This is a genomic window from Desulfovibrio sp. GTC20076 (assembly GCF_055385905.1).
Genome location: NZ_AP039366.1, coordinates 553,708 through 576,166, shown reverse-complemented (window position 1 = coordinate 576,166; position 22,459 = coordinate 553,708). Strand labels below are relative to the sequence as shown.

Sequence of the window (22,459 nt, the reverse complement as noted above, 5' to 3'; positions counted from 1 at the left end):
ACCAGCCGGCACAGCAAGGCTGTTACCCCTGGATACGGGGCACCTGCCGCAGCCCTATACAAAGACCTCGCCAGCACCCCTGCTGATGACAAGCTTGTTTTCCGCCTCAAGGCGACGCACAACCTTTACGATATTCTGCTGCGCGGCCTCTACGTCTGAAAGCTTGGTCGGCCCCATATATTCCAGTTCTTCGCGAATCATGTTGCCCGCGCGTTCGGACATATTCTTGAAGAACTTTTCCTTGAGGTCGTCACTGGAGCCACGCAGGGCCAGGGTAAGGTCTTCGTTGGAAATTTCCTTGAGCATCTCGCGCACGCCGCGGTCGTCAATATTTTTGCAGTCTTCAAAGACGAACATGAGGTTGCGGATATCTTCGGCCATCTGGGCGGAATCTTCTTCGATTTCGGACAGCACTTCTTCTTCGGTGGCGCGGTCCACGGCATTGAGAATTTCAGCCACAGACTGTACGCCGCCCACCTTTTTGCCTTCCTTGCCGCCCATGGCGATCAGCTGGCTTGTAAGCACCTTGTCCACTTCCATAAGCATGTCTTCCGGCACGGCCTCAAGCCGGGCCAGACGCATGAGCACCTCGGCGCGCACACCGGCGGGCAGGCTTGTCAATAAATTGGCGGCCTGATCAGGATGCAGATGCCCAAGAATGAGCGCCAGGGTCTGCGGGTGCTCGTTGCGTAAAATTTGTGAAAGAAGGCGAGGGCTTACCTGCTCAAGCTCGCGAAATGGCGCGGGGCCGGTTTCAAGGCTGAGCGAGTCCATAATGTACTTGGCGGTCTCGGGGTCGAGGTTCTTGACCAGCAGACGTTTGAGCGTATCGCTGCCGCCCGCTATCATATCCACCCCTTCCACCAGAGATTCGTGAAACTCGCGCAGGACGTCTTCCACAATTTCACGCGGCACGGGTTCCAAGTCCACAATGGCTTTGGAGATCTCGGCTATTTCCTGCCTGTCCATGCGCTTGAACACGTCGGCCGTGAATTTGTCGCCCATGGCGAGCAGCAGCACGGCGATGCGCTGTTTGCCGGTCAACTCCATCCTTATGCTCCTTCACCCCGCCCCCGAGGGCACAGAGGGGTTTTAGTCCTTGTCTGAAAGCCAGCGCTTGATAAGCCGCACGGCCTGATCCATATGCTGCTCGGTAATACGGAACAGCCGCAACTTCAATTCTTCCACCCGCTGATTGGTTTCTTTCTGCGCCAGACGCAGCGCCTTGAGCCGTGACAGGGCCGGTGTAGAACCGCCGCCCTGCCCTGACGAAAGGCCCATCCGCGGGGGGCTAGGCTTTAACTGCTTCATCGTTCTTCATCCAACCGCGCACCAGGGTAACCACCTGTTCCATATGATTGTCGGACAGGGTAAAGATGTGCGCTTTCAGGGCTTCAATGTCCTTGAACACCAGATCGTCCTCGTCGTCTTCCTGCGGCACCTCGTCTTCTGTTCTGGCGGCTTCTTCCAGCGCCTCGTACAGAGCGAGCTGCTCTTCGGCGGCGGGCAGGCCTTCCAGGCCTTCCACCATTTCACCGGCCTCAACCTTGGGCCGGATAAGAGCCAGCACCACAGGCCGCACTATAAGCATCAGGAACAGGAAGGCCAGCAGGGCATTAAGCAGGGGCTTGCCCAGACGTTCGGCATAGTCAGCCAGCATGTCGGCAAAATTCGGGTCCCTGGGCGGCTCGGAGTCGGTAAAGGGCGCGGAGCTGACCTCCAGCGCGTCGCCCCGGCCCGTATCCAGCCCCACGGCATTATGAACAAGCTGACGCACCTGTTCAAGCTCTTCGCTTTTGCGCGGCATAAACGTCCACGCGCCATCGGCCTTTACATACGTGCCATCAATGAGGACTGCAACCGTCAGGCGGCGCAATTCTCCCACGTTGGACACGATCTGCTGTTCTTCCTTGTTGATTTCGTAGTTGGTGGTGCGGGCTTCACGGGTTCCGCTCTGGTCAGAGACAGAACCGGTGATGCCGTCGCCGCGAAAATTCACATCTGGCGAACCTGCCTCAAGGTTGGCGCGCCCCTGCTGGCTTTCTTCGCTGCGGTATTCGCTGCGCACAGCCGTTCTTTCGGGGTCGAACAGTTCGCGGCGTATGGTTTTCTGGCTGAAGTCCATATCAGCGTTGACCTTGGCAATGACGCGGCCAGGGCCAAAAAGGGGCTGGAGCATTTCTTCAATACGGCGTTCAAGATTGCGTTGCACGGTCTGACGGTATTCCATCTGCGTGGTGGTAATGCCCGCCAGGCTGTCTTCCTCCGGCTGGTAGAGCACCTTGCCGCTGGTATCGGTAATGGAAACATGCCCCCTGTCCAGGCCTTCCACAGACATGAGCATCATATTGAGGATGGCGTTGATTTCTTTCTGGTCAACCTTGATGTTGGGGCGAATAAGCTTGAGCACCACCGAAGCCGAAGGCGACTGGCGCTCTTCGACAAAAAGGCTGCGGCGGGGGATGACCAGATGCACTCGCGCACTTTCCACACTGGGAAATTCGCTGATCGTGCGGGCCAGTTCGCCCTGAAGGGCGCGGGTATAGTTTATTTTCTGCACAAAGTCTGTCTGACCGACCTTGACCTTGTCAAAAATTTCAAAACCGATTCCCTGCCCCACCAGACCGCCTTCGCCCGCGATCTTGATGCGCTGGTCGTATACCACTTCCTGCGGAACCATGATGGTGGCTCCGTTATCAGTAATGCGGTAGGCCACCTTGTCGGACTGCAGGGCCTTGACCACCACGCTGGCGTCTTCGGGGCCAAGATTGGAATAAAGAACGCGGTACTCGGGGCGGCCCATCCAGATGGAAAGCCCAATAATACCGGCCAGCAGAGCCACGGCCCCGCCTGCGGCGGCCATGCGTTGTAGCTGGCTCATCTTTGCCCATACTGCTTTGAAAGAATTGATAAACTGTTGGATGAATGCAGGCATGGTCCGCTCCTGTGCGCTCCGGCGCCGGTTTTCCGGCACAAGGCCGGGCTTGCCTTGCCGTAGCAACATTCATGCCTAATCATATAGTATTGTAATAACATACTATATTTTAAAGGCATTTTGTAAGTACCTGAAATTCAAATTTATGACGCCTTAAAAAGGTCTCCCCCCGTACGGCAAAGCCATGCAGGGGGAGACTGTTCAGGAGCCTGAAAAAAATACTGTATCCGGTCAATGGGTTATGGTAGTTCTGGAGATGTATTGCCCCTGGAACAGGCAACGCTTGAAATGGCTGCCTGACCACTATCTTTCCTGCTGTCTTCGCCCGTAATTCTTTTGTCGCAACGGCCGAAGCAAGGTTGCCTTGCAAACACTTCGCGATGTGGGTTTGTCTCAAATCCACGCAGCGTGTTCCAGATTTTTCAAGGTTGAGCCGCTCTAGAACTGCATCTTGGAAATTTCCTTGTAGGCTTCCAGCACCTTACCGCGCACGGCGGTAGTCAGCTTCATGGCAAGGCTGGATTTCTGCATGGTTATCATGAGTTCCTGCACGTTCTGGGTGCGGCCCGAAGCAAATTCGCTGATGGCTTCATCCTTGACGCCCTGCAACTGGTTTACCTTGTTCAGTGAATCCCTGAGGGTTCCGGTAAAGCTGCTCTCGGAAGTTACCGGGGTATGCGCCTTGCCGGGAAACTGCACCATGTCCACCTGGGCGCCGAAATTTTCGCCGGTATCCACCTTGCTGCGGGCAAGGCTCTGATCCAGGGTGCGGGAAAAAAGCGTTTTGCCGCTGACAGACGAACCCTGCTGCAGGCTGCCCTCTACCCTGTTGAAATGCTGCATGGCCTCACTGTACGCGCGCATGCCCACTGACTGTATGCTCATGGCCTTCTCCTGAATTGCCTCAGCGGCTCCGCCCGGTCAGATGGGCGGTAAAAATCTTATTTGCCGATTTCAAGGGCTTTTACATACATGCCCTTGATGGCGTCCACAGTGGTGACGTTGGCCTCAAAGTTGCGTTGCGCCGTCATGAGGTTGGCCATTTCTTCCACCACATTGATGTCGGGGTACATTACATAGCCTTCGGCGTTGGCATCGGGATTGCCCGGTTCATACACCCGCTTGAAGGGGCGGTTATCCATAGTTACGGCCATCACGCGCACCCCCTTGACCGCACGGTCAAGCGCCGAGCGCATATGGACGGAAAAAGGATCATCCACGTCAGCCGTCTGCTGCACCACGCTGCGCCGCCGGTATGGCCCGCCCAAGGGCGTACGTGTGGTTTTGGCATTAGCCAGGTTCATGGATATGGTATTGATACGCGTACGGTCGGCTGCAAGCCCCGATGCGCTTATGTCAAATGCTGTCATGAAGTCCATGGCGTTCTCCTGATCTCAAATCAATGCTGTCCCGCCGGGCTGGCTACGAAAATGCTGTTCCCGTCCGGCAGGCTGCCTGCCCTGAATACGCGTTGTTACTGTACGCCGAAGCAGGCAGAAAGCAGCGCGGGCAGAAATGGAAAAATATTGCGGCAGCAGGCCCGCTATGCCTGCTTGCCGTCTTGTATGACTGTGTGGATACCTTCGAACGTTTTGGTAAGAACCTGCGCAAGGGCCGTAAACTGCAACTGGTTTTTGGAGTGCTTGGCCATTTCCTTGTCAAGATTCACCCGGTCTTCACCGTGAATGAGCCGGGGCTTGAAGGCTTCTGACCATTCGGGCCTGAAACTTGAAGGATCAAAGGTCGAAGGTATGTGTTCCGCGCTGGTACGGCTCATCTGCCCTTCCATATCCTGCCCGAGGGCAGTCTGAAGCTCTTTTTCAAAGCTCAATTCACGCGGTTTGTAATTGGGGGTGTCAATGTTGGCCAGGTTGCCGGCAATGATGTTCTGCCGGTCAAGCTGCATGTTCATGACCGTACCAACAAGGCCGATCTGGCTGCTGAACAAACTTTTCATAGATCCTCCCGCAGTCCTTCTGGATTGCTTGGCAGTCATAAAGCAACATTTGTTCCAAATACATATTATCAATATAAAACGTAATGTTAACAAATAAAAATGCATCAAAAAACAAACCGGTCCCGAATTTCGCCACTTTATTGACGTGACGAAAACCGAAACCGGAGAACACGAAGCCGCAGTGAATGCTGTTTTCAGGGCATCTCGCCACCCTGGCGATAATATGCCAGCAGAGCATCATTTTTTGCCAGCCCCGAGGCCCAAAACCTTTCTGACGGCAAAAGCAGTACGCGGGAGTCAAAAAACATCAAGGCAGATACGAAGTCCGCACAGGGCGCGACCAGCGCAGGCACAAGAGAAAAAACACCGGTCCCGCCAATCCGCATGCCTGCTGCCACGAACTCACAATACGGTACGGCGCGGCTATTCCCAGGCCCTGGAAAACTCCCTGTCTGCAAAAGCTTCGGCCAGACCAGTCATCTGCTTCAGCCGCAGGACTTCGTCAGGGTCCATGCCCAGCTCCCGGCCAATACGCTCGCTGCTCCAGTTATAGCCTTTCAGGGCAGTCACCAGCTTTGCCGTCAGCTCGACCTTGTGCGCGCCTCTGGCCATGTTATGCCGGACCGTGGACGTAATCCTGTCTTCAAAAGGCTTGTCCAGCTCAACGATGAAAAGATATCCCGAAAGGGCCTCGCGAACTTCGGGCGCATTTTTTGCGACGCTGCGGCGATGAAAGCCGTCCACAATCTGAAAGGCGCCCCTGCTGCCCCGGGCCACAACCACAGGCATGGTCTGGCCGTCTTTAGCCATGGACAGGCGCAGCAAACGCATTTCAGGCGGCGCGACCTTGTTGGGGTTGTAATCGTTGCCTTTAACCTTGTCCACGCGCACCAACTGAGGGCGCGCGGCCGGATGAGGCGTATCCAGATACCGGGCGGCCATATCCACAAGACGGTTATATACTTTCACCCGCTGGTCAAAACGGCGGGTATCAGACAGCAGCGCGTCTTCCAGAGAATTTATCCATTGCTCAAGTTCCATTGGACTCCCCTAACCATAACACATATTGAACAAATCGGCCTCTGGGGTTCCCGTGCGGCATAAAGCCCAGCGGCGCATAGCGTGATTCCAGCCATATATAGTCTGTAAGCCATACGGACCGGGCATGGTGCCGCCGCGCATACTCAATGCAGTGACGCAAGACTGTTTCCAGAAGCATGCCGTCCCCAGCCGGGCTGTACAGATGGCGTAGCAATCCCCTTTCACCCTGCAACCGTATGGACCCGAAAGCGTGCACCGTGTGCCGCTCGGCCGCCACATACCACACCTGCCCGGGACGGCTTGAAATCGCGCAGCCCAGGGCATCCCTTGTGGTGGCGCAGGCGCAAAACTCTCCTATCCTGCCAAACAGCTGTGCATTTTTTTCAGGCTCGCTCTCATGAACAAATTTTTCGATGCGCATAACCGCCCTACCTCCCCACACGCAGCACCCACTCCAACTGCTTTTCCATTTCCCTTTTTGTCTGACTGAAAGAAAGGCCTTTGCACCAGTAGTCATTTTTTAAAAGCACCTTGCAGATCCGCCGCCAGCTCGGCGCTTTGCGGGCGGCCTCCAGCCGCGGCTCCGCTTCATCCGGGATAACCGCAACACCGTGTTCGCGCCACCAGCGCACAAAACTGTGAATCTTGTTGCGGTAATGATCCGCCGTACTGTCAGGCATGGAAGACAGAAGAAATTCGCAGTAGCTTTGCCATGTATGGCCTTCCGGAAGGCTTATGTGATAATTGCCCATCACATTGCCGGAAGTTGCGGCGTGCCGGTTGCCGAAGTTCGCCCCCTGCACCCGGCTGACAAGCCGCGCCCACGTCTCCGGCTCCAGAATCTTGAAAAGCCAGAGGCTCTTTCGCTGGTCATCGCCAAATGGCTGGCAAAGGCGCATTTGTGCAAGACTAAGCCCCGCCATATGCATAAGGTCGTAGATATGGTTATAGTCCCACTGCATCCGCCCGTGAGCCGTCCAGATATCTTCTGTCCGCCAGTCATATATCGGATAGGCGTTGACAAGCCCGGTTCCAGAAACCGTAGTCCACCCATGACGATTCCAGCGCCGCTTGGTCCACGACTTGATGGTGCGAAAACGGTTCAGGCTTTCATCACTTCGAATGCCCACAAGGCAGGCGCAGGGGTTTCCCTGAGAAAAATGCTGCCCGAACAAAGGCACAAACTCTTCAAACTCCATCCCGCGCCGGAACCATGAAAAATGTTTTTCATCACTGATAACTCCCGGATGCCGGGGAAGTTCACGTATCCATTCCGCACGGGCTTCGGGATCCCAGCAGAGCCAGTGCGGCTGGGTCTGGCTTACGGCATTGCGCAGATGCAGGGGCAGGCAAATCCAGTGTGGCCTGATTTCCGGCCGGGTCATGATTCTGGCGACAAAATCGGCAGTGTGCCTATACCAGGCCTCAAGATCTATGTGCAGCACATCAAGCGGAAGCCTTTTTTTTCTTCGCGCCACTTCCAGAGCCAGATGAACAAGGCAGCCCGAATCTTTACCGCCTGAAAATGATACATATACCCGCTCAAAATTTTCAAATATCGCTTCGATCCTCTGGACGGCAGCAGTAAACACATCGATATCGCGATATTTTTTCTTCATGATAAAAAAGCTTCTACCTTGCCGTAATGAAACAAATTTGAGTTCATAATGCTCATAGTTTCTCCAGTTTTTGACGGCATTACATCTGGCATCGCATAAAAAAACATGAACGATGTTATTTATCTCGCCCCTTGCAGTATGCTAACAACGCGATCCCCTGGCAGTCAAACAGTCAGGCAGAAAAAAATCCATCACATCCCGCATATACACAAAATATACAGTCATTAATTGCAGAAAATTTCAGAAAACAAGTACACTGCCCAGATGCCAGTACAGGCATGTGTTACAGGGTATCCCTGCATGGCACCTGGGTTTTGAATCAGCGACACGCTGCATCATATGGATATTTTTGTGTGGAAAGACGCTTTCTGCTTCACAGCGGGGACGGCTGAAACTTTTCAGCTCAAATCTGCGCAGCCTGAACAGCCAGCCCGGAAGATACGGCACAGTGAGGCTTGCCCGGCAGGAGGAAGGGAAGACATGAGATACGCGGGCGCCCAGCACCCGCACGTTGTGCAGATGGAAGGGCTGCCTCCATCTGCACAACGCACTTTCAGGCGTTACGCCCGTTTCATATTCTGAATCAGCGTATTGAGGTTCTGGGCCTGGGCTGCCAGGTCAGACACGGCTCTGGCAGCTTCGCCCATAGCATCGGCGGTCTGCCGTGCCATGTCGTTGACCTGAACTATGGACAGGTTGATTTCCTCGCTGGCGGCGGACTGCTCCTCGCTGGCTGTGGCAATGGCATGCACCTGATCCGCTGTGGCGTCCACAGTAGCCACGATTTCCTGAAGGGCCTGGCCGGACATATCGGCCAGTTCCGTCGTCCGATTGATCTGCTCCACAGCGTTTTCCGCACTGGCTGTGCTTTTTTGCGTGCTGTCCTGAATGGCCTTGATGACGCTGCTCACGTCCAGGGTGGAAGCCATTGTCTTTTCCGCCAGCTTGCGCACCTCGTCAGCCACCACAGCAAAGCCGCGCCCGGCTTCGCCCGCGCGGGCGGCTTCAATGGCGGCATTCAGGGCCAGCAGGTTGGTCTGGTCAGCAATATCCGAAATGACGCCCATAATACGTGTGATATCGCGGGTGTGTTCGTTAAGTTGCGTCATATCTTCCTTGAGCTGCCCGGAAATATGCCGCACGCCTTCAATGCTCTGCAATGACTGCGCAACAATACTGGAGCCGTGCTGGGCTTTTTCTCTGGTTTCGGCAGAAGCAATGGAAGCCGCCCCGGCGTTACGGGCAACCTCCTGCACGGTAGCGTTCATTTCGTTCATGGCAGTAGCCGCCTCGGACAAACGCTGGGCAGATTCTGCCGCGCCGCGGTCAGATTGCTCAATCTGGGCCGAAAGCTCCGTAGAAGCTGAAGAAAGCACAGAAGCCACTTCTTCCAGCTGCTCCGCGGCAGCCAGCATGCCGTCACGCCGGGCTCCTTCGGCGGCTCTGCGGGCTTCTTCGGCCTCGTGCATGGCCTGGCGCGCCTCTTCAGTGGCCTTTTGGGCTTCCTGCGCCCGTTGTTCGCTTTCTGAAAGAAATTTTTGCAGATTCTCCGTCATGATGCCCACGCCCCTGGACAGCCCCCCGATTTCGTCAGTACGGGCAACGCATTTTTCATGAACAGCCCGTTGCTGGTCGCTCATCTCAAATTGCCCCTCGGCAACACGCCCCACAAAGGCCTCTTCATTTTTCAGAGCCGTGGTGATGCTTCGCGCCACAGTAAAAACTATCAGCCCCACCACCAGGACAATAGCTAGCATGAGCATCAGATTGCCGCGCAACAGCACAGCGGCGGGCGCAAGAACCTCGCTACGCTCCATACTCAGCACGACAAGCCAATCCATGTCAGGAATTTCCTGAAAATACGCCAGTTTTTCTTTTCCATCCCAAGTGTAGGACAGATTGCCATTACGCTTTTCAAGTATCTGCCGGACCCAGTCCAGGTTGCCGTCTTCGTCGCCAACATAGTCCTTGTTGGGATGCATCAGTAACAGACCGCTGCCGTCATAGACAAAACTTGTGCCGGTCTGCCCCAGCCTGACGGCATCCACTGTTTCAGCGCTGAACATAGTGAGGTCGACCGTGCCGTAGACCACTCCCAGAACCTTGCCGTCATTCATGACCGGCGCAGCCATCACTGTGGTGACCGCGCCTGAAACCTTGCTGCGCGCATTCAGCACGCTGCTTTTACCCTGCATGGCCGCCTTGAAATACGGACGTTCAGAAAGATTGGTATTAATTCCAGCAGGATTGCTGTGCCCCACGACCACCCCCTCGGGTGAAAGCAGACCCACTGCAGCCAGCAAGGGAAAATCTTCGGCAATGCTTTTCAGGCTTGCCTGCATGGCAGGGCGCAGGGCATCTTTTTCCCATTCGGATCCGGCTTTGAGGAAATTGCTGATGCGGGATGCATGCCCGGCATTATCCAGCACTTTATGCAGCAACCCGGCCACACTGCCAAGCTGCCCGGCCTGGCTGCGTGTCACCGCGGCAAGTTCATCGTCTATCTGTACGGCCAGCGCCCTCTCCCCGCGCGTGTAGCTGAACCAGGTTACGGTGCAAAGGCCCAGAAGCGTCGGCAGCAAGATCAGCAGCAGCATTTTGGGCAACAAGCGCAATTTCATACTATTCCTCTCTTTTCCTTAAAAAACTCCTGTCTGATTTTCTGCATACCAGGTATGGAAAAAGTCAGAGAGGCTGTTCTGAAAAGCTGTACAGCAATGCAGGAGTGTCATGAATGTTTTTATTTTATTTATCGACACATCGTTGGAAAAAAATATGCCTTTTGAATCATAATTATGGATGAAGAATGCATTTGTTTCAAGTATTACAAATTACAAGAATAACAGCCATGCCTGATAGACTGCCTTATAAAGGAAAAAAATCACACCAACTTCAATACTTTTGATTACTCACATATTATTTCATTCTTTTTTCAAAAAATAGATTAGACTTTAAAAAAACATTGCATTGCACAAGAGAGCAAATAGATAAAAATTGATAATAATGACCCTTCACGCAGGGCAAAAAAATATACTGTCCTGTTCACACGACAAACAGGACAGTATATCAATGTGCCCGGCGGTGTTGCCGGGCTGGCGGCATGGCGGAAACAGGTTCTAGATGCGCATCTGGCTGTCGGTAACACCCAAAGCCCGCAGATGCAGATAAACCTCTGCGCAGGCCGCAGCATCAGAACCCGCATGATGGTGTTCCAGGGCAATGCCGAAATGCTCGCACACATGATTCAGCTTTTTGGAGGGCAAAGGCAGGCTGCGGCGCGCGCCCTTGAGCGTACAGAGAAAATGCTGCTCCGGCACACCCGCCCCCGCCTCACGGCAGCAGGCCAGCAGCACACGCCGGTCAAAAGAGGCATTATGCGCCAGCAGCACGCCTGCCCCTTTCATGAACGATTCCATTTGAGGCCATACGTCGCCAAAAACAGGGGCATTTTTAAGCATGGGCCAGGTAAGACCATGAATTTCTGTAAAAAGCACCCGCGAAGAAGGCGGCCGCACAAGACTGTAAAACTGCTCTGTAACGCGGCCGTCTTCAATGCGTGCAAGGCCCACAGCACAAGCGCTGTGGGCCGCATATCCGGATGTTTCAAAATCTATGGCCACGCAGGACGGGGCGGAAACGTCAGACAAGGTTACTCCACGTTGTTTTCGGCATTGCGTGCGGCTTCACCAAGGCGGGCCATGATATAGTCGCGCATGTGAGCATCGTCGCTTTCAAGATTGAAGCAGCGGGCATCTTCATTCATCAGCCCATCGGGAACAAAGTCGCCCAGGTCTTCAGCATCGGTAATCATGTTGTTGTAAAAGCATACGGAGAGCCAGCGGTTATCCGGCTCATCGTCCACAACATCAACCAGAACAAAAAGCTCACGCCGGGTCTGGGCCGCATGCCTGGCACGCAGGGAATAGCTGATGCCGGGACGCCCCTTGAAGGTGAAACTCATGCCGCTGTGCGCGGCCAGAAAATCCATATAGGAAACAAAAGCTGCCTTGGCATTCTGCGGATCTGTTTTCCAGCAATCAAGAAATTCGCGCAGTTCCTGTGAACCGGTAACGTTCATATGCGTTCCCCTTTTTATCTGCCCCACTGCCAGGGCGGGGTACCTATATTCAGGCCCCATATGCCCCGTTTGTCCACAACGGCCTGATGCTCCTGGATCATCCAGCGACGGCAGAAGATAGCCTTGCATGTCTGCCTGTCAACCCAGGCCAGGCCTTCCACAACCAGTTGATAATTGACCGATGTGCCGCCAACCTGCACAAGAGCGCTCACCGTGCCCGATTCGCTTCTGCCCACAGGTTCGAATGTCACCTTTGTGCCGCGTGGCATGATTCTGGCCAGGCGTTGCAGGGCTTCAGCCCCGAAAGGCTGGCTCAGGGACGGCGCGTCTATGCCGTAAAAACGCAGCACCGTATCGGCCTCGTCACTGTTGCGTGTACTGCTGACGGAAATGGTATTGCCGTCTTCAACACGCACCACCCACGCCTCCCCTGCAAAAACGGCAGAAGCGGCACATACAAGGCAACACGCCAGACACAAACAGAACGTCCGAAACATCGTGCACACCCCAATGCAGAGACAAAACCCCAAACCGGGGCCTTGTCTGCCATAACGGCCAGAACAGCCTTGCTTTACCACTGTTATGACGGCTGCGTGGGCAGGCGTCCGCCACCAATGGGGACACACGCCGAGGCCCGCCCCTGCAAATCTTGAGAAAACATATCCTCAAGATAACATGCTCTATATAACGCTGAAGAATGCCCGTGCCGCAAGCCTTTTGTCAAGGCGCGGCACGGGCATTCATCGGAGTCTTCCTCTACCCCGGCAGGAGCGGGCAGGCCTTATATCACGCTATCCCCAGACGGACCGGCCGATCTGGTAGGCCGCCATGGCCACCACATAGGCCACCGCCGTATTGAAGACAACGCTGAATACCAGCCAGCCCCAGCTCCCCGCCTCCTGCTTGATGACCACAAGCGCCACAAAGCAGGGAGAGTACATGAGCACAAAAAGCATCAACGAAAGGGCCGTGGCCTTGGACCAGTTGGCATCGCTCTTCAGCCGTTCGGCCAGAGGAGCGGCGTCTTCGGGGTCCTGTTCACCAATGGCGTAGGCGGTTCCCAGGGTAGACACAATGGCCTCTTTGGCGGCAATGCCCGCAAGCAGGGCAATGTCTGTACGCCAGTCGAAGCCCACAGGCCGGGTAGCTGGCTCCACAGCCTTGCCCAGGCGACCGGCAACGGAATAGGCCAGTTCTTCTTCACCCAGTTCGTCACGCACTCCGGCCAGCTCTTCCTCAAGGGCGGTGCGCTCATCGGCTCCTTCAGGCAGAGCGGCAATCTGGCTTTCAATCTGCTCTATCTTCTGTTCAAAAGGCGCGGCCATGTCTTCGGGCAGTTCGGGAAATGTCATGCCCGCCCAGATGATGATGGATATGGCCACCAGCACCGTACCGGCCTTCTTGAGATACATCCAGGCGCGCTCCCAGCAGTGCAGCAACAGGCTGAACAGGGTGGGCATACGGTAGGGGGGCAGTTCCATAACAAATGGCGTTGCTTCGCCCTTGACGATGGACGAGCGCAGCAGGCGCGCCACGAGCAGGGCCATGACCCATCCGGCCAGCATGATCAAAAACATGACCGTGGCCGCCTGCTCGGGAAAGAATGTTCCCGCCAGCAGCAAAAAGACAGGCAGCTTGGCTCCGCAGGACATGTAGGGCAGGGTCAGCAGGGTCGCCAGTTTTTCCTTGGGGCTGCGCAGGGTACGGGTGGCCATGGCACCGGGAATGGCGCAGCCGCCCGCAATGCCACCGGAAATGATGTAAGGCATGACCGAAGCACCGTGCAGGCCGAAAAAGCGGAAAATACGGTCCATCATATAGGCCACGCGAGCCATGTAGCCGCTGTCTTCCATAAAGGAAATCAGGGCGAACATGATAAGGATCAGCGGCACAAAGCTTACGACCCCGCCCACACCGGCAATGATGCCGTCCACCACCAGAGAGCGTGCCAGGCCTTCCGGCATGACCTCGCCCAAAAATTCGCCAAGCCAGGCAAAACCGTCTTCAACCCATCCCTGTGGATACGCGCCCACCTCAAACGTCACGTAAAACATGAGGTAAAGCACTCCGATCATGAGCAGCGGGCCGAACAGGGCATTAGTAAGCACCTTGTCCAGCTTGTCGGAAAGAGCCAGGCGGTCCTTGCCGGGATCCTGATGAAAAACGCCGTCGCGCAGGATGCTGCGGATGTAGCCGTAGCGGTGATCTGTAATGAGTGATTCAAGGTTGGCGTTAAGCGTGGCGCGCACGTGATCCGCTGTTTTTCTGCACAAGGCCGCAAGCTCATCGGCCGTTTTGGCATCGGCCGCGCGGACTTCGGCCATGATGACATCATCACCCTCCAGCAGTTTGAGGGCTACCCAGCTGGGCAGGTAGCGGTCAGTCAGCAGATCTGCGGCAGTGATGCGCTTTTCAAGTTCAAACAGGGCCTCATCCAGCTCCATGCCGTAAGAAATACGCATAGGTTGGCGCTTGCCGTTTCTGGCAAGCTCAACGGCGGCCTTCATGCCTTCTTTAAGCCCCTCGCCGGTACGCGCCACCATAGGCAATACAGGAACCCCCAAAAGGGTTCCCAGGCGCTCCATGTCGATATGCACCCCGGAAGCGCGCGCTTCGTCCATCATGTTGCAGCAGAGCACCAGCGGCGTGCCCATTTCAAGCATCTGCACAGTAAGCAGCAGATTGCGCTCCAGGGCAGAGGCGTCCACAATGTCTATAACTGCCTGTACATTGTCGCCGGCCAGTTCCTGCCGGGCCACGCGCTCTTCCTGCGAATAGGCGGTCAACGAATAGGTTCCGGGCAGGTCCACCACCGTGACGTGCGTGCCGTCCACGTTGATATGACCTTCCTTCTTGTCAACCGTGACACCCGGATAGTTGCCCACATGCTGCCGCGCCCCGGTATAGCCGTTAAACACCGTGGTCTTGCCGCAGTTGGGGTTGCCCGCCAGGGCAATTCGCAAGCCGTGGCCGTGCTCATGTCTGTGGGCGTGGCCGCCTTTGTGACCATGCTCGTGCTCGTGGCCGTGCGCATGCCCGTGACCGCTTACGCCATTGCCGGAATTTTTCATTTCGCTCATTAAAACGCCCTCCCCGCTCCGCAAAAGACGCAAAAGCGCCCCTGCAGCTCATCAGCCATGACCGTGCCGGAAAAATTGCTCATGCTAGCCGTCCTGAAAATTCTAAGTATGGCGACTCCGGGAGCTTCCCATACCCGGTGACCGGCCGGGTGCCTATGCTGCCGCCCTTGAAAGAAAAGTCTGTATACCCTTGGAAAAGAAATGAAAATGAATTCCAAAGTCCTAGCGGGTTTATATGTTTGCCCCTAAAATGTCAAGTTGAGCCAAGGTATTTTTGTGTTTCGCACTCTCTATCCTACTACTTATAAACAATATTTTTATCACAAAAAACTTGCCCGGCTGTGGAAGAAATCTTCCGACAGCCGGGCAATGCATTGGAGTCATAAGGACTCTCCCTATGGATGGTGCAGCGTTAACCAAGGTTCGCTTTCGCTATGACAGAAAGCCGCAAGCCCTGCTCGAAAACCATTCAGCCATTTGATGGTCCGCAAGGTCGCCGGTTTGAGCTGCCTGCTCTGGCGGCCATAGGAGTTTGTCAGGTTCAGACTAGGAGCTACGCAGACATTCTCGCAGGGAAGACACGCCGCATGAGTGAACCATCTGCAGGGGAATATTGCGCGAACGGGCCACCTGCACGGCCTTGCGCTTGGCTTCATGCGAAATCTTGTTGGTAAAAACGATCATGGCATCGGGATTGCCGATCTTGTCGGTAAAATTACGCTCATTACGGCTGATGCATTTAAGAGAGTGACCCTTTTCCTTGGCTGCGGCAATGTAATCTTTGTGCAGCCTGTCCATACCGCCTATAAGTGTAACGCACATACTTTCGCTCCTTGTCATGTTACCGCCTGAGCGGCAACCGCTGTTGGGGTGAATCGCGTAATCTGGTTATAATTGAAATTGAATTTCAAAGTCAAGAAGTTTTTTATTCCCATCTTCACTTTTATCCTAAAAAATCCGCGCGAATCGCGCCAAACCTACGTTCCCTATCAAATTACCATGAATTATTAAAAAACAGGGCCTCCTTTCGGCCCAGAAAGGAAGCCCTGCAATTGCCGGCACGGGCCGGTAAGCGTAAAGATAATCTCTTGCCTTTGAAAATGCATCTTCTCAAAGGCAAGGCACGTCCGCTCCGGCGCTTGACAGCACAAACAAACTGTACCCGCCCCTTCGCGGCAGAGCCCTTTGCGCGTCGCCGTAGCAACAGAGTGTAAGACTGCTCTATTTCCAGCGGGCCATAAACTCTTCGGCGCTGTGGCCTTCTTCAAGGTGGTTGAGCAGGGCACTGCCGAAAACCGCGGCATCCGGCCTGGCGTCCGGCGGAAGTTCCCTGAGCTGCCCCGGCTCACGCAGGCCGAAGCCTAAAGCCAAGGGAAGGCTGAAGACAGAACGCGCCCGCCGCATGGTATCGGCCACCTGCGGAGCTACATCTCCCCGTTCTCCGGTAATGCCCATAACCGAAACCACATACACATAGCCCTCGCCTTCTTCGGCATACAGGGCCATGCGCTCCGCACTGGTATTGGGTCCCACCAGCGGGATAAGGGCGATGCCCTCTTTCTTCAGGGCACGATGCAGCGGCCCGGACTCTTCATGGGGCAGGTCGGGCACGATGAAGCCATGCACACCGCCCCGGGCTGCATCCTGCGCCAGTTTTTCGTAGCCATACTGCAAAAAGGGATTCAGATATCCCATCAACACAAGCCCGGCCTTGACAAGGCCCTTGCGCTGGGCAAGCTCCGCAAGAATGCCGCGCAGGTTTACCCCGTCGCTGAGCGCCCGCCGCGAAGCCTCTTCCACCACCGGGCCGTCGGCAACGGGATCAGAAAACGGCACGCCTATTTCAATAATATCCGCTCCGTTTTCATCCAGCTCCATCAATGTGGGCCAAAATGTTGCGCGGTCGGGAAAGCCCGCGGTCAAAAAAGGAATAAGGGCCGGGCGTCCGGCGGCATTGGCCGCACGTATCTTTTCTTCAAGCAGGTTCATGACTACACCTCGTCCTGCCCCAGGGCAAAACCCAGGGCCTTGTTGATAATGCCAAGATCCTTGTCACCGCGGCCCGAAAGGTTGACCACCACCTGCTGGCCGGGCTTGAACTCATGCGGATGATCCAGCACCCAGGCCAGCGCATGTGAAGATTCCAGGGCAGGCAGGATGCCCTCGGCGCGGCATAGTCGCTGAAAGGCCGCAAGTGCGTTGCCGTCTTTAACCATGCCGTAGTGGACGCGGCCCGTTTTGTGCAGCCAGGAGTGCTCGGGACCAACGCCCGGATAATCCAGACCGGCGGAAATGGAATGTGAAGGCTCCACCTGGCCGTCATCATTCTGCAAAAGCATGCTGTACGCGCCGTGCAGCACACCGGGAACGCCGAGGTTGAGCGGCGCGGAGTTGAAGCAGCCCGGCTCGCCGGTACCTGCTGCCTCTACGCCCACAATGCGCACTGCGGCATCGTCGAGAAAAGGATAAAACATGCCGATGGCATTGGACCCGCCGCCCACGCAAGCCACTATGGCATCAGGCAGCCTGCCAGTTTTTTCCAGCATCTGGGCGCGTGTTTCGCGCCCTATGACGCTTTGCAGCTCACGCACCAACAGCGGAAAAGGATGTGGCCCTGCAGCTGTTCCAAAGCAGTAATGAGTTGTTTTCTGGCTGCCTATCCAGGCGCGCAGGGCTTCGTTAATGGCGTCCTTGAGGGTGCGCGTACCGCTTTCCACCGCGTGCACGGTGGCCCCGAGCAGCTTCATGCGCATGACGTTGGGGGCTTGCCGCTCCACATCTTCCGCACCCATATAAATGGTGCATTCCATACCCAGGCGGGCCGCGGAGGCCGCGGTGGCAACACCGTGCTGCCCGGCTCCGGTTTCAGCCACCAGGGCCGTCTTGCCCATATGCCTGGCAAGCAGCGCCTGCCCCAGGGTATTGTTGATCTTGTGCGCCCCTGTATGCAACAGGTCCTCACGCTTGAGCCAGAGGTCAAAGCCCAGTTCCCGCGACAGGGTCGGGCAATGGGTCAGCGGTGTCTCACGCCCGGCATAATTGCGCAGGAGGCTTTCCAGTTCAGCCTGAAAGGCCTCTGTGGGATAAATGTCGTGCATGGCCGCCTCGACCTCCATAAGCGGCGGCATGAGCAATTCGGGCACAAAGCAGCCGCCGAATTCACCAAAATATCTGTTCTTCATGACAAGTACCTATTGCCTTTCTGTTTTGCGGCTACCGCGAGGGCGGCCGCCAGCTTTTGCGCATTTTTCTGCCCCGGCGCATCCTCCACGCCGGAATTGAAATCCACTCCATCCGGGGAGCATCTGCTCAGGGCCAGCCCCACGTTTTCCGCGCTCAGGCCGCCGGCCAGAAGCCAAGGGCGCGGCGACGGCAGATGGTTCAGATCTTCCCAATCAAGACGCACGCCACTGCCCCCGCCAGCCAGACCCGCATCCAGCAGGTAGCAGGCGCAGGCGTCGGCGTGATTCTGCAATTCATTATACAGCAAGGCCCTGTGGCAATAGCGCGCGGGCCAGATGACACGGATCACCCGCTGTGCACCCACGGCCCTGGCACAGGCCGCATCCTGCCGGCCGTGCAGTTGGGCCATGTCCAGCCGGGCCTCGGCCATGATGCGGCATATTTCTTCAGCGTCCTGCTCCACAAAAACACCCACGCGCAGCATGTTGCCGCTCTCCATCGAGGCGGCCTGAGCCGGACTGACGCACCGGGGGCTGACCGGATGAAAAATAAATCCGCACATGCTTGCCCCAAAAGAGACGGCCAGGTCCACATCCGCCTGCCGTGTGAGGCCGCAAACCTTAATAAGCATGGCCTTTTTTCTCCCCTGCCGTACAGGACGCGGCATCACCGGCGGCTTGCGCCTGCTCAAGCAGGCGGGTCAGCGTCAGCCCCGGCGTGCCGCCAGCCATAAGGGCGCTGCCCACCAGCACCGCGGCAAAGCCCGCCCGGGCCGAGTCCAGCAAGTGCCCTCCGCTGTCTATGCCGCTGGCAGCTATCCATATTTCATCTTTTTGCGGGGGGCAGGCCCGGATAAGGTCCAGGGGGGCCTTGCGGTCGGTCACGAGGCTGCCCAGATCCCGCGCATTGACCTGAATAATGCGTGCCCCGCTCTGCCGGGCAAGGTCCAGGTCTTCCCTGTCAAACACCTCCACCACAGCCTGCATCCCGAGGCTTTCGGCCTGTTCCCGCAAGGACCGCAATGTGCGGGCATCCGGTGTGAGCCGCACGATGAGCAGCAGGGCCGAGGCCGGAGTAGCCGCCGTGGCCGCCACCTGAAGCGGGTCAAAGATGAAGTCCTTGCGCAAGAGGGGCGGCTGATGCTTCGCGTACAGGGCCGGATCTGCCGCCTTGTGCAGGTAGCTTATATCGCCGTGAAAATACGTCTCTTCCGTCAGGATGGACAGGCAGCCTGCCCCTGAGGCGGCATACTGGCGTACGGCCTCTTCGATGCCGATGTTTTCGCAGATGACCCCGCGCGAAGGCGAGGCCCGCTTGTATTCGGCCACCACGGCCAGCGAATATTCCCCCAGGCGCACGGCAGGCACGGAGCGGCCGCACAGGGCCGCCGAAAACTCCGGCCGCGGCACATCAAGCGGCGCGGGGATTTTACCCTGCTCCGCCAATCGGCGCAGGCCCTCAACTTCGGCCGTCTTGGCCTTGATGAAACGCTCAAGCAGCATGCAGCACCTTCCTGCCAAAGCCTCCGCTTACGGCTTCGCGCGCGCGCGCCATGCACAGGGCCATGTCCATGTTTTCTTCCAGCAGGTACACCGCCAGCCCCACATTGAGGGCCACCATGTCCAGCATGGCGCGCGGGCCTTCACCATCGAGTATCCCCCTGAGCACGGCCACGGCCTCATCCTTGCCGTCCACGGCCAGATCTTCCACGGTGCACGGCAGGATGCCGAAATCGCGGGGGTCAAGCGTCATAGGTGTCACAGAGCCGGCATGCAGCAAGGCCATGCGCGCGGGACCAATGGGTGTGATCTCGTCATAGTCGCCCGCGCCGCAAACCACGGCCGCCCGGTACAACGGTCCCTGAAGCAGGGTTTCGGCCACAAGATCCACCAGTTCCGGCCGGGCCACCCCCATGAGCAGATGGCTGGGCCGGGCGGGATTGATCATGGGGCCCAGTATGTTGAAGAGTGTGCGCACCCCCAGTTCCTTGCGCACAGGACCGATATTGGCAAAGGAGGGATGAAAGTGCGGCGCGAACAAAAAGGCAAAATTGCGCTTTTTGACCATTTCGGCCACCGAGGCGGGGTTTTCGTCCAGCGCGATACCGAGAGCTTCAAGGGCGTCGGCGCTGCCGCATTTTGAAGAAACGGCGCGGCCGCCGTGTTTGACCACCTTGTAGCCCATGCCCGCCAGAACAAGCGATGTGGCCGTGGAGCAGTTAAAAGAGTTGCGCCCGTCGCCGCCTGTACCCACCACGTCAATGGTCGTACCCGAAACGCCGTCCACGCGCACGGCACGAGCAAGGGCGGCGCGTGTGGCGTGAGCCAGTTCCAGAGCGCTTTCACCTTTCATGCGCAGCCCCATGAGAAAGCTCCCGGCCTGGGCCGAAGTCATTTTCCCGTCCATAAGGGCGGCAAAACCTGCGGCAGCCATCTCAGCGCTGAGGTCTTCTCTACGGGCCAGTCGCTCGAGAATATCCGCAAAGTTGGATGCTGGCCCACCGGCATCCATGATCATCTGCGGAAAATTGCCCAGCAGGCGCAGCCCTTCGGGCGTGAGTACCGACTCGGGATGAAACTGCACCCCCACCCAGGGGCGGTCATTATAACGCAGGGCCATAACCTCGCCTTCGGGGCCACGGGCTGTGACGGTAAAACGCGGATTTTCGGCATCTTCGTCGGCACGTACCACAAGGGAATGGTAACGCCCTACCCGCATGGGATTGGGCAGGCCGGAGAACAGGCCCGTGCCGTCATGCACTATTTCAGACTGCTTGCCGTGCATGATGCAGGGGCCAACTTCCACCCGCGCCCCGGCGTGCAGGCCAAGCAACTGATGCCCCAGGCACACGCCAAGCACCGGAATACGCGGATCAAGACGCCCGAGAAATTCGGGGCAAAAACCCGCTTTGGAAGGATGCCCCGGCCCGGGAGAAATACAGACCAGGGCAAGGTCCGGATTTTCAGCCATGCCAAGCACTGCGGGGTCGTCGTTGGTCATAACTACAGGCTTGTGCCCCAGGGCGTGAAAGGCCTGTACCAGATTATATGTAAAAGAATCGTAATTATCTATAAGAAGAAACATACTCTTCGTCCTCCGTTCGCAGGGCAAGGCGCATAATGGCTGACTTATTGCAAACTTCTTTCCATTCCATATCCGGGTCCGAATCATGAACGATTCCTCCGCCCGCCTGCCAGAAGAGCCTGTTGTCACGCAGCCACATGCTGCGAATGGTAATGCCCATATCCAGGTTCACACTGTCCCTGTCCAGTCCGAGCCAGCCGATGCATCCCGCGTAGGGACCGCGGCTGCGCCCCTCAAGCTCGCGGATGATCTGCATGGCCCGTATTTTGGGCGCGCCCGATACCGTGCCCGCCGGAAAAGTGGCGGCCAGCACATCCAGGGCGTCCAGCCCCACATCCAGACGGGCTGTAACCCGGCTTGTAAGATGCATGACGTGGGAGTAACGCTCCACTTCCATATAGCGTTCAAGCGTTACCGTGCCGGGCCGTGCCACGCGGCCAAGATCGTTGCGGCCAAGATCTACCAGCATGACATGCTCGGCGCGTTCCTTGGGGTCGTCCCGCAGTTCGGCCGCCAGACGTGCGTCCTCCAGATCATCGGCCCCGCGCTTGCGTGTACCCGCGATGGGCGAAAGCTGCAGGCAGCCCGCGGTGCAGCGCACCATCACTTCAGGCGAAGAGCCGAAGAGCGTCAGCTCCGGAAAGCGCATGTAAAACATGTAGGGAGACGCGTTAAAGCGCCGCATACGCCGGTACAGTTCAAAAGGATTGCCCATAAACGGCGTGGAAAAACGCACCGAGGGCACGACTTGTATGGCCTCGCCCTGACGCAGCATTTCCTTGATGCGGCGCACAAAGCTCTTGTACCCCTCTTCATCAGGTTCGGACCGCACCATACCGGGATCAATGGCCGGACCGGAAGCCCTGGCCGCGTTCACCTCCAAGGGCTGGCGGCCGCTGTTCAGGGGCCGGTGGTCGCCAAGGCTCACCTGGCACAGCCGGTTGTACAGGTGATCGAAAACCAGCACGGTGGCAGGCAGGATGAGCAGGCAGTCTGCTTCGTTTTCCGGCATGGTGGATGCCAGCACCGGATTGAACAGCCCCGCCATGCCAAACCCCAGATACCCGTACAGGGCGCGGGTAATGGGCGGCAGATTTGCGGCATTTTCAGGCGGCTGCACCTCCAGGGCTGCCATGAGCGCACGCAGGCCCTCTACAAAAGGGCGGCCTTCAAAAACCATAAGCGCGGCAAGCCTCTGGTCTTTCACACCCAGGGCCAGCCTGCCTTCGCGGCAGGCGATGAAAAGAGCCGGATCGCAGGCAAGAATACTGTAGCGCCCCCAGCGGCCGTCCACCTCGGCGCTTTCCAGCAAAATGCCGTTACCGGCGCCCACCATGCCCATAAACAGGCTGATGGGGGTATCCATGTCCGCCGGCAGCCACCGGGCGGACTGTCGCAACGTGAGCAAATGCAACCTGTCACCGTTCTCTTTCATCTGCCGTATCCTCGAGTTGTAGAACAAAAAAAAAGCGCCGCCTCCCA

At 57.0% G+C, this 22,459-nt stretch carries 20 protein-coding genes; all 20 read right to left on the bottom strand.

Features of this window, described 5'->3' with window-relative positions:
• Positions 1-54: 54 nt before the first annotated feature.
• Entirely contained in the window at positions 55-1,050 is a 996-nt protein-coding gene (gene fliG / locus ACZ495_RS02590) for a flagellar motor switch protein FliG (RefSeq protein ID WP_012625196.1), read from the bottom strand.
• Positions 1,051-1,092: 42 nt separating this feature from the next.
• A complete protein-coding gene (locus ACZ495_RS02585) occupies positions 1,093-1,311 on the bottom strand; it encodes a hypothetical protein (RefSeq protein WP_041724171.1) in 219 nt (72 codons plus the stop codon).
• Positions 1,292-2,935: a flagellar basal-body MS-ring/collar protein FliF gene (fliF, locus tag ACZ495_RS02580; RefSeq protein WP_072311844.1), complete on the bottom strand. Its 1,644-nt coding sequence runs from the start codon at positions 2,933-2,935 to the stop codon at positions 1,292-1,294. Before fliF ends, ACZ495_RS02585 begins: the two co-directional genes overlap by 20 nt.
• A gap of 438 nt (positions 2,936-3,373) precedes the next feature.
• Positions 3,374-3,820, bottom strand: coding sequence for a flagellar hook-basal body complex protein FliE (gene fliE, locus ACZ495_RS02575; RefSeq protein WP_012625198.1), 447 nt, complete (start codon positions 3,818-3,820; stop codon positions 3,374-3,376).
• 56 nt (positions 3,821-3,876) lie between these two features.
• On the bottom strand, positions 3,877-4,314 hold the full coding sequence (gene flgC, locus ACZ495_RS02570) for a flagellar basal body rod protein FlgC (protein ID WP_012625199.1): 438 nt from the start codon (positions 4,312-4,314) through the stop codon (positions 3,877-3,879).
• A 164-nt stretch (positions 4,315-4,478) separates the two neighbouring features.
• Positions 4,479-4,892, bottom strand: a complete 414-nt coding sequence (gene flgB / locus ACZ495_RS02565; RefSeq protein WP_012625200.1) for a flagellar basal body rod protein FlgB — start codon at positions 4,890-4,892, stop codon at positions 4,479-4,481.
• Positions 4,893-5,315: 423 nt separating this feature from the next.
• Positions 5,316-5,933 carry an IbrB-like domain-containing protein gene (locus ACZ495_RS02560; RefSeq protein WP_012625201.1) on the bottom strand — a complete coding sequence of 206 codons (618 nt, stop codon included), beginning with the start codon at positions 5,931-5,933 and terminating at the stop codon, positions 5,316-5,318.
• 428 nt (positions 5,934-6,361) lie between these two features.
• Complete coding sequence (locus tag ACZ495_RS02555; protein WP_072311846.1) at positions 6,362-7,552, bottom strand: phosphoadenosine phosphosulfate reductase; 1,191 nt, start codon at positions 7,550-7,552, stop codon at positions 6,362-6,364.
• A 560-nt stretch (positions 7,553-8,112) separates the two neighbouring features.
• Complete coding sequence (locus ACZ495_RS02550; RefSeq protein ID WP_464262556.1) at positions 8,113-10,173, bottom strand: methyl-accepting chemotaxis protein; 2,061 nt, start codon at positions 10,171-10,173, stop codon at positions 8,113-8,115.
• 495 nt (positions 10,174-10,668) lie between these two features.
• A complete protein-coding gene (locus ACZ495_RS02545) occupies positions 10,669-11,199 on the bottom strand; it encodes a 3'-5' exonuclease (protein WP_012625206.1) in 531 nt (176 codons plus the stop codon).
• Positions 11,200-11,201: 2 nt separating this feature from the next.
• The gene (locus tag ACZ495_RS02540; RefSeq protein ID WP_464262555.1) at positions 11,202-11,630 is read right to left on the bottom strand and encodes a hypothetical protein; all 429 of its coding nucleotides are present in this window, start codon (positions 11,628-11,630) and stop codon (positions 11,202-11,204) included.
• Positions 11,631-11,644: 14 nt separating this feature from the next.
• A complete protein-coding gene (locus ACZ495_RS02535) occupies positions 11,645-12,049 on the bottom strand; it encodes a thermonuclease family protein (protein ID WP_012625208.1) in 405 nt (134 codons plus the stop codon).
• A 372-nt stretch (positions 12,050-12,421) separates the two neighbouring features.
• Complete coding sequence (gene feoB / locus ACZ495_RS02530) at positions 12,422-14,701, bottom strand: ferrous iron transport protein B (RefSeq protein WP_464262883.1); 2,280 nt, start codon at positions 14,699-14,701, stop codon at positions 12,422-12,424.
• 555 nt (positions 14,702-15,256) lie between these two features.
• A complete protein-coding gene (locus ACZ495_RS02525; RefSeq protein ID WP_012625210.1) occupies positions 15,257-15,532 on the bottom strand; it encodes a DUF2325 domain-containing protein in 276 nt (91 codons plus the stop codon).
• Positions 15,533-15,931: 399 nt separating this feature from the next.
• Positions 15,932-16,699, bottom strand: a complete 768-nt coding sequence (gene trpA, locus ACZ495_RS02520; RefSeq protein WP_012625211.1) for a tryptophan synthase subunit alpha — start codon at positions 16,697-16,699, stop codon at positions 15,932-15,934.
• 2 nt (positions 16,700-16,701) lie between these two features.
• Positions 16,702-17,892: a tryptophan synthase subunit beta gene (trpB, locus tag ACZ495_RS02515; protein WP_072311613.1), complete on the bottom strand. Its 1,191-nt coding sequence runs from the start codon at positions 17,890-17,892 to the stop codon at positions 16,702-16,704.
• Positions 17,889-18,524, bottom strand: coding sequence for a phosphoribosylanthranilate isomerase (locus tag ACZ495_RS02510; RefSeq protein WP_394027302.1), 636 nt, complete (start codon positions 18,522-18,524; stop codon positions 17,889-17,891). Before ACZ495_RS02510 ends, trpB begins: the two co-directional genes overlap by 4 nt.
• A complete protein-coding gene (locus ACZ495_RS02505; protein WP_072311611.1) occupies positions 18,514-19,395 on the bottom strand; it encodes an indole-3-glycerol-phosphate synthase in 882 nt (293 codons plus the stop codon). Before ACZ495_RS02505 ends, ACZ495_RS02510 begins: the two co-directional genes overlap by 11 nt.
• A complete protein-coding gene (trpD, locus tag ACZ495_RS02500; RefSeq protein ID WP_464262554.1) occupies positions 19,385-20,977 on the bottom strand; it encodes an anthranilate phosphoribosyltransferase in 1,593 nt (530 codons plus the stop codon). The genes ACZ495_RS02505 and trpD overlap by 11 nt, the downstream gene beginning before the upstream one ends.
• The gene (locus ACZ495_RS02495; RefSeq protein WP_012625216.1) at positions 20,958-22,412 is read right to left on the bottom strand and encodes an anthranilate synthase component I family protein; all 1,455 of its coding nucleotides are present in this window, start codon (positions 22,410-22,412) and stop codon (positions 20,958-20,960) included. Before ACZ495_RS02495 ends, trpD begins: the two co-directional genes overlap by 20 nt.
• Positions 22,413-22,459: the final 47 nt, after the last annotated feature.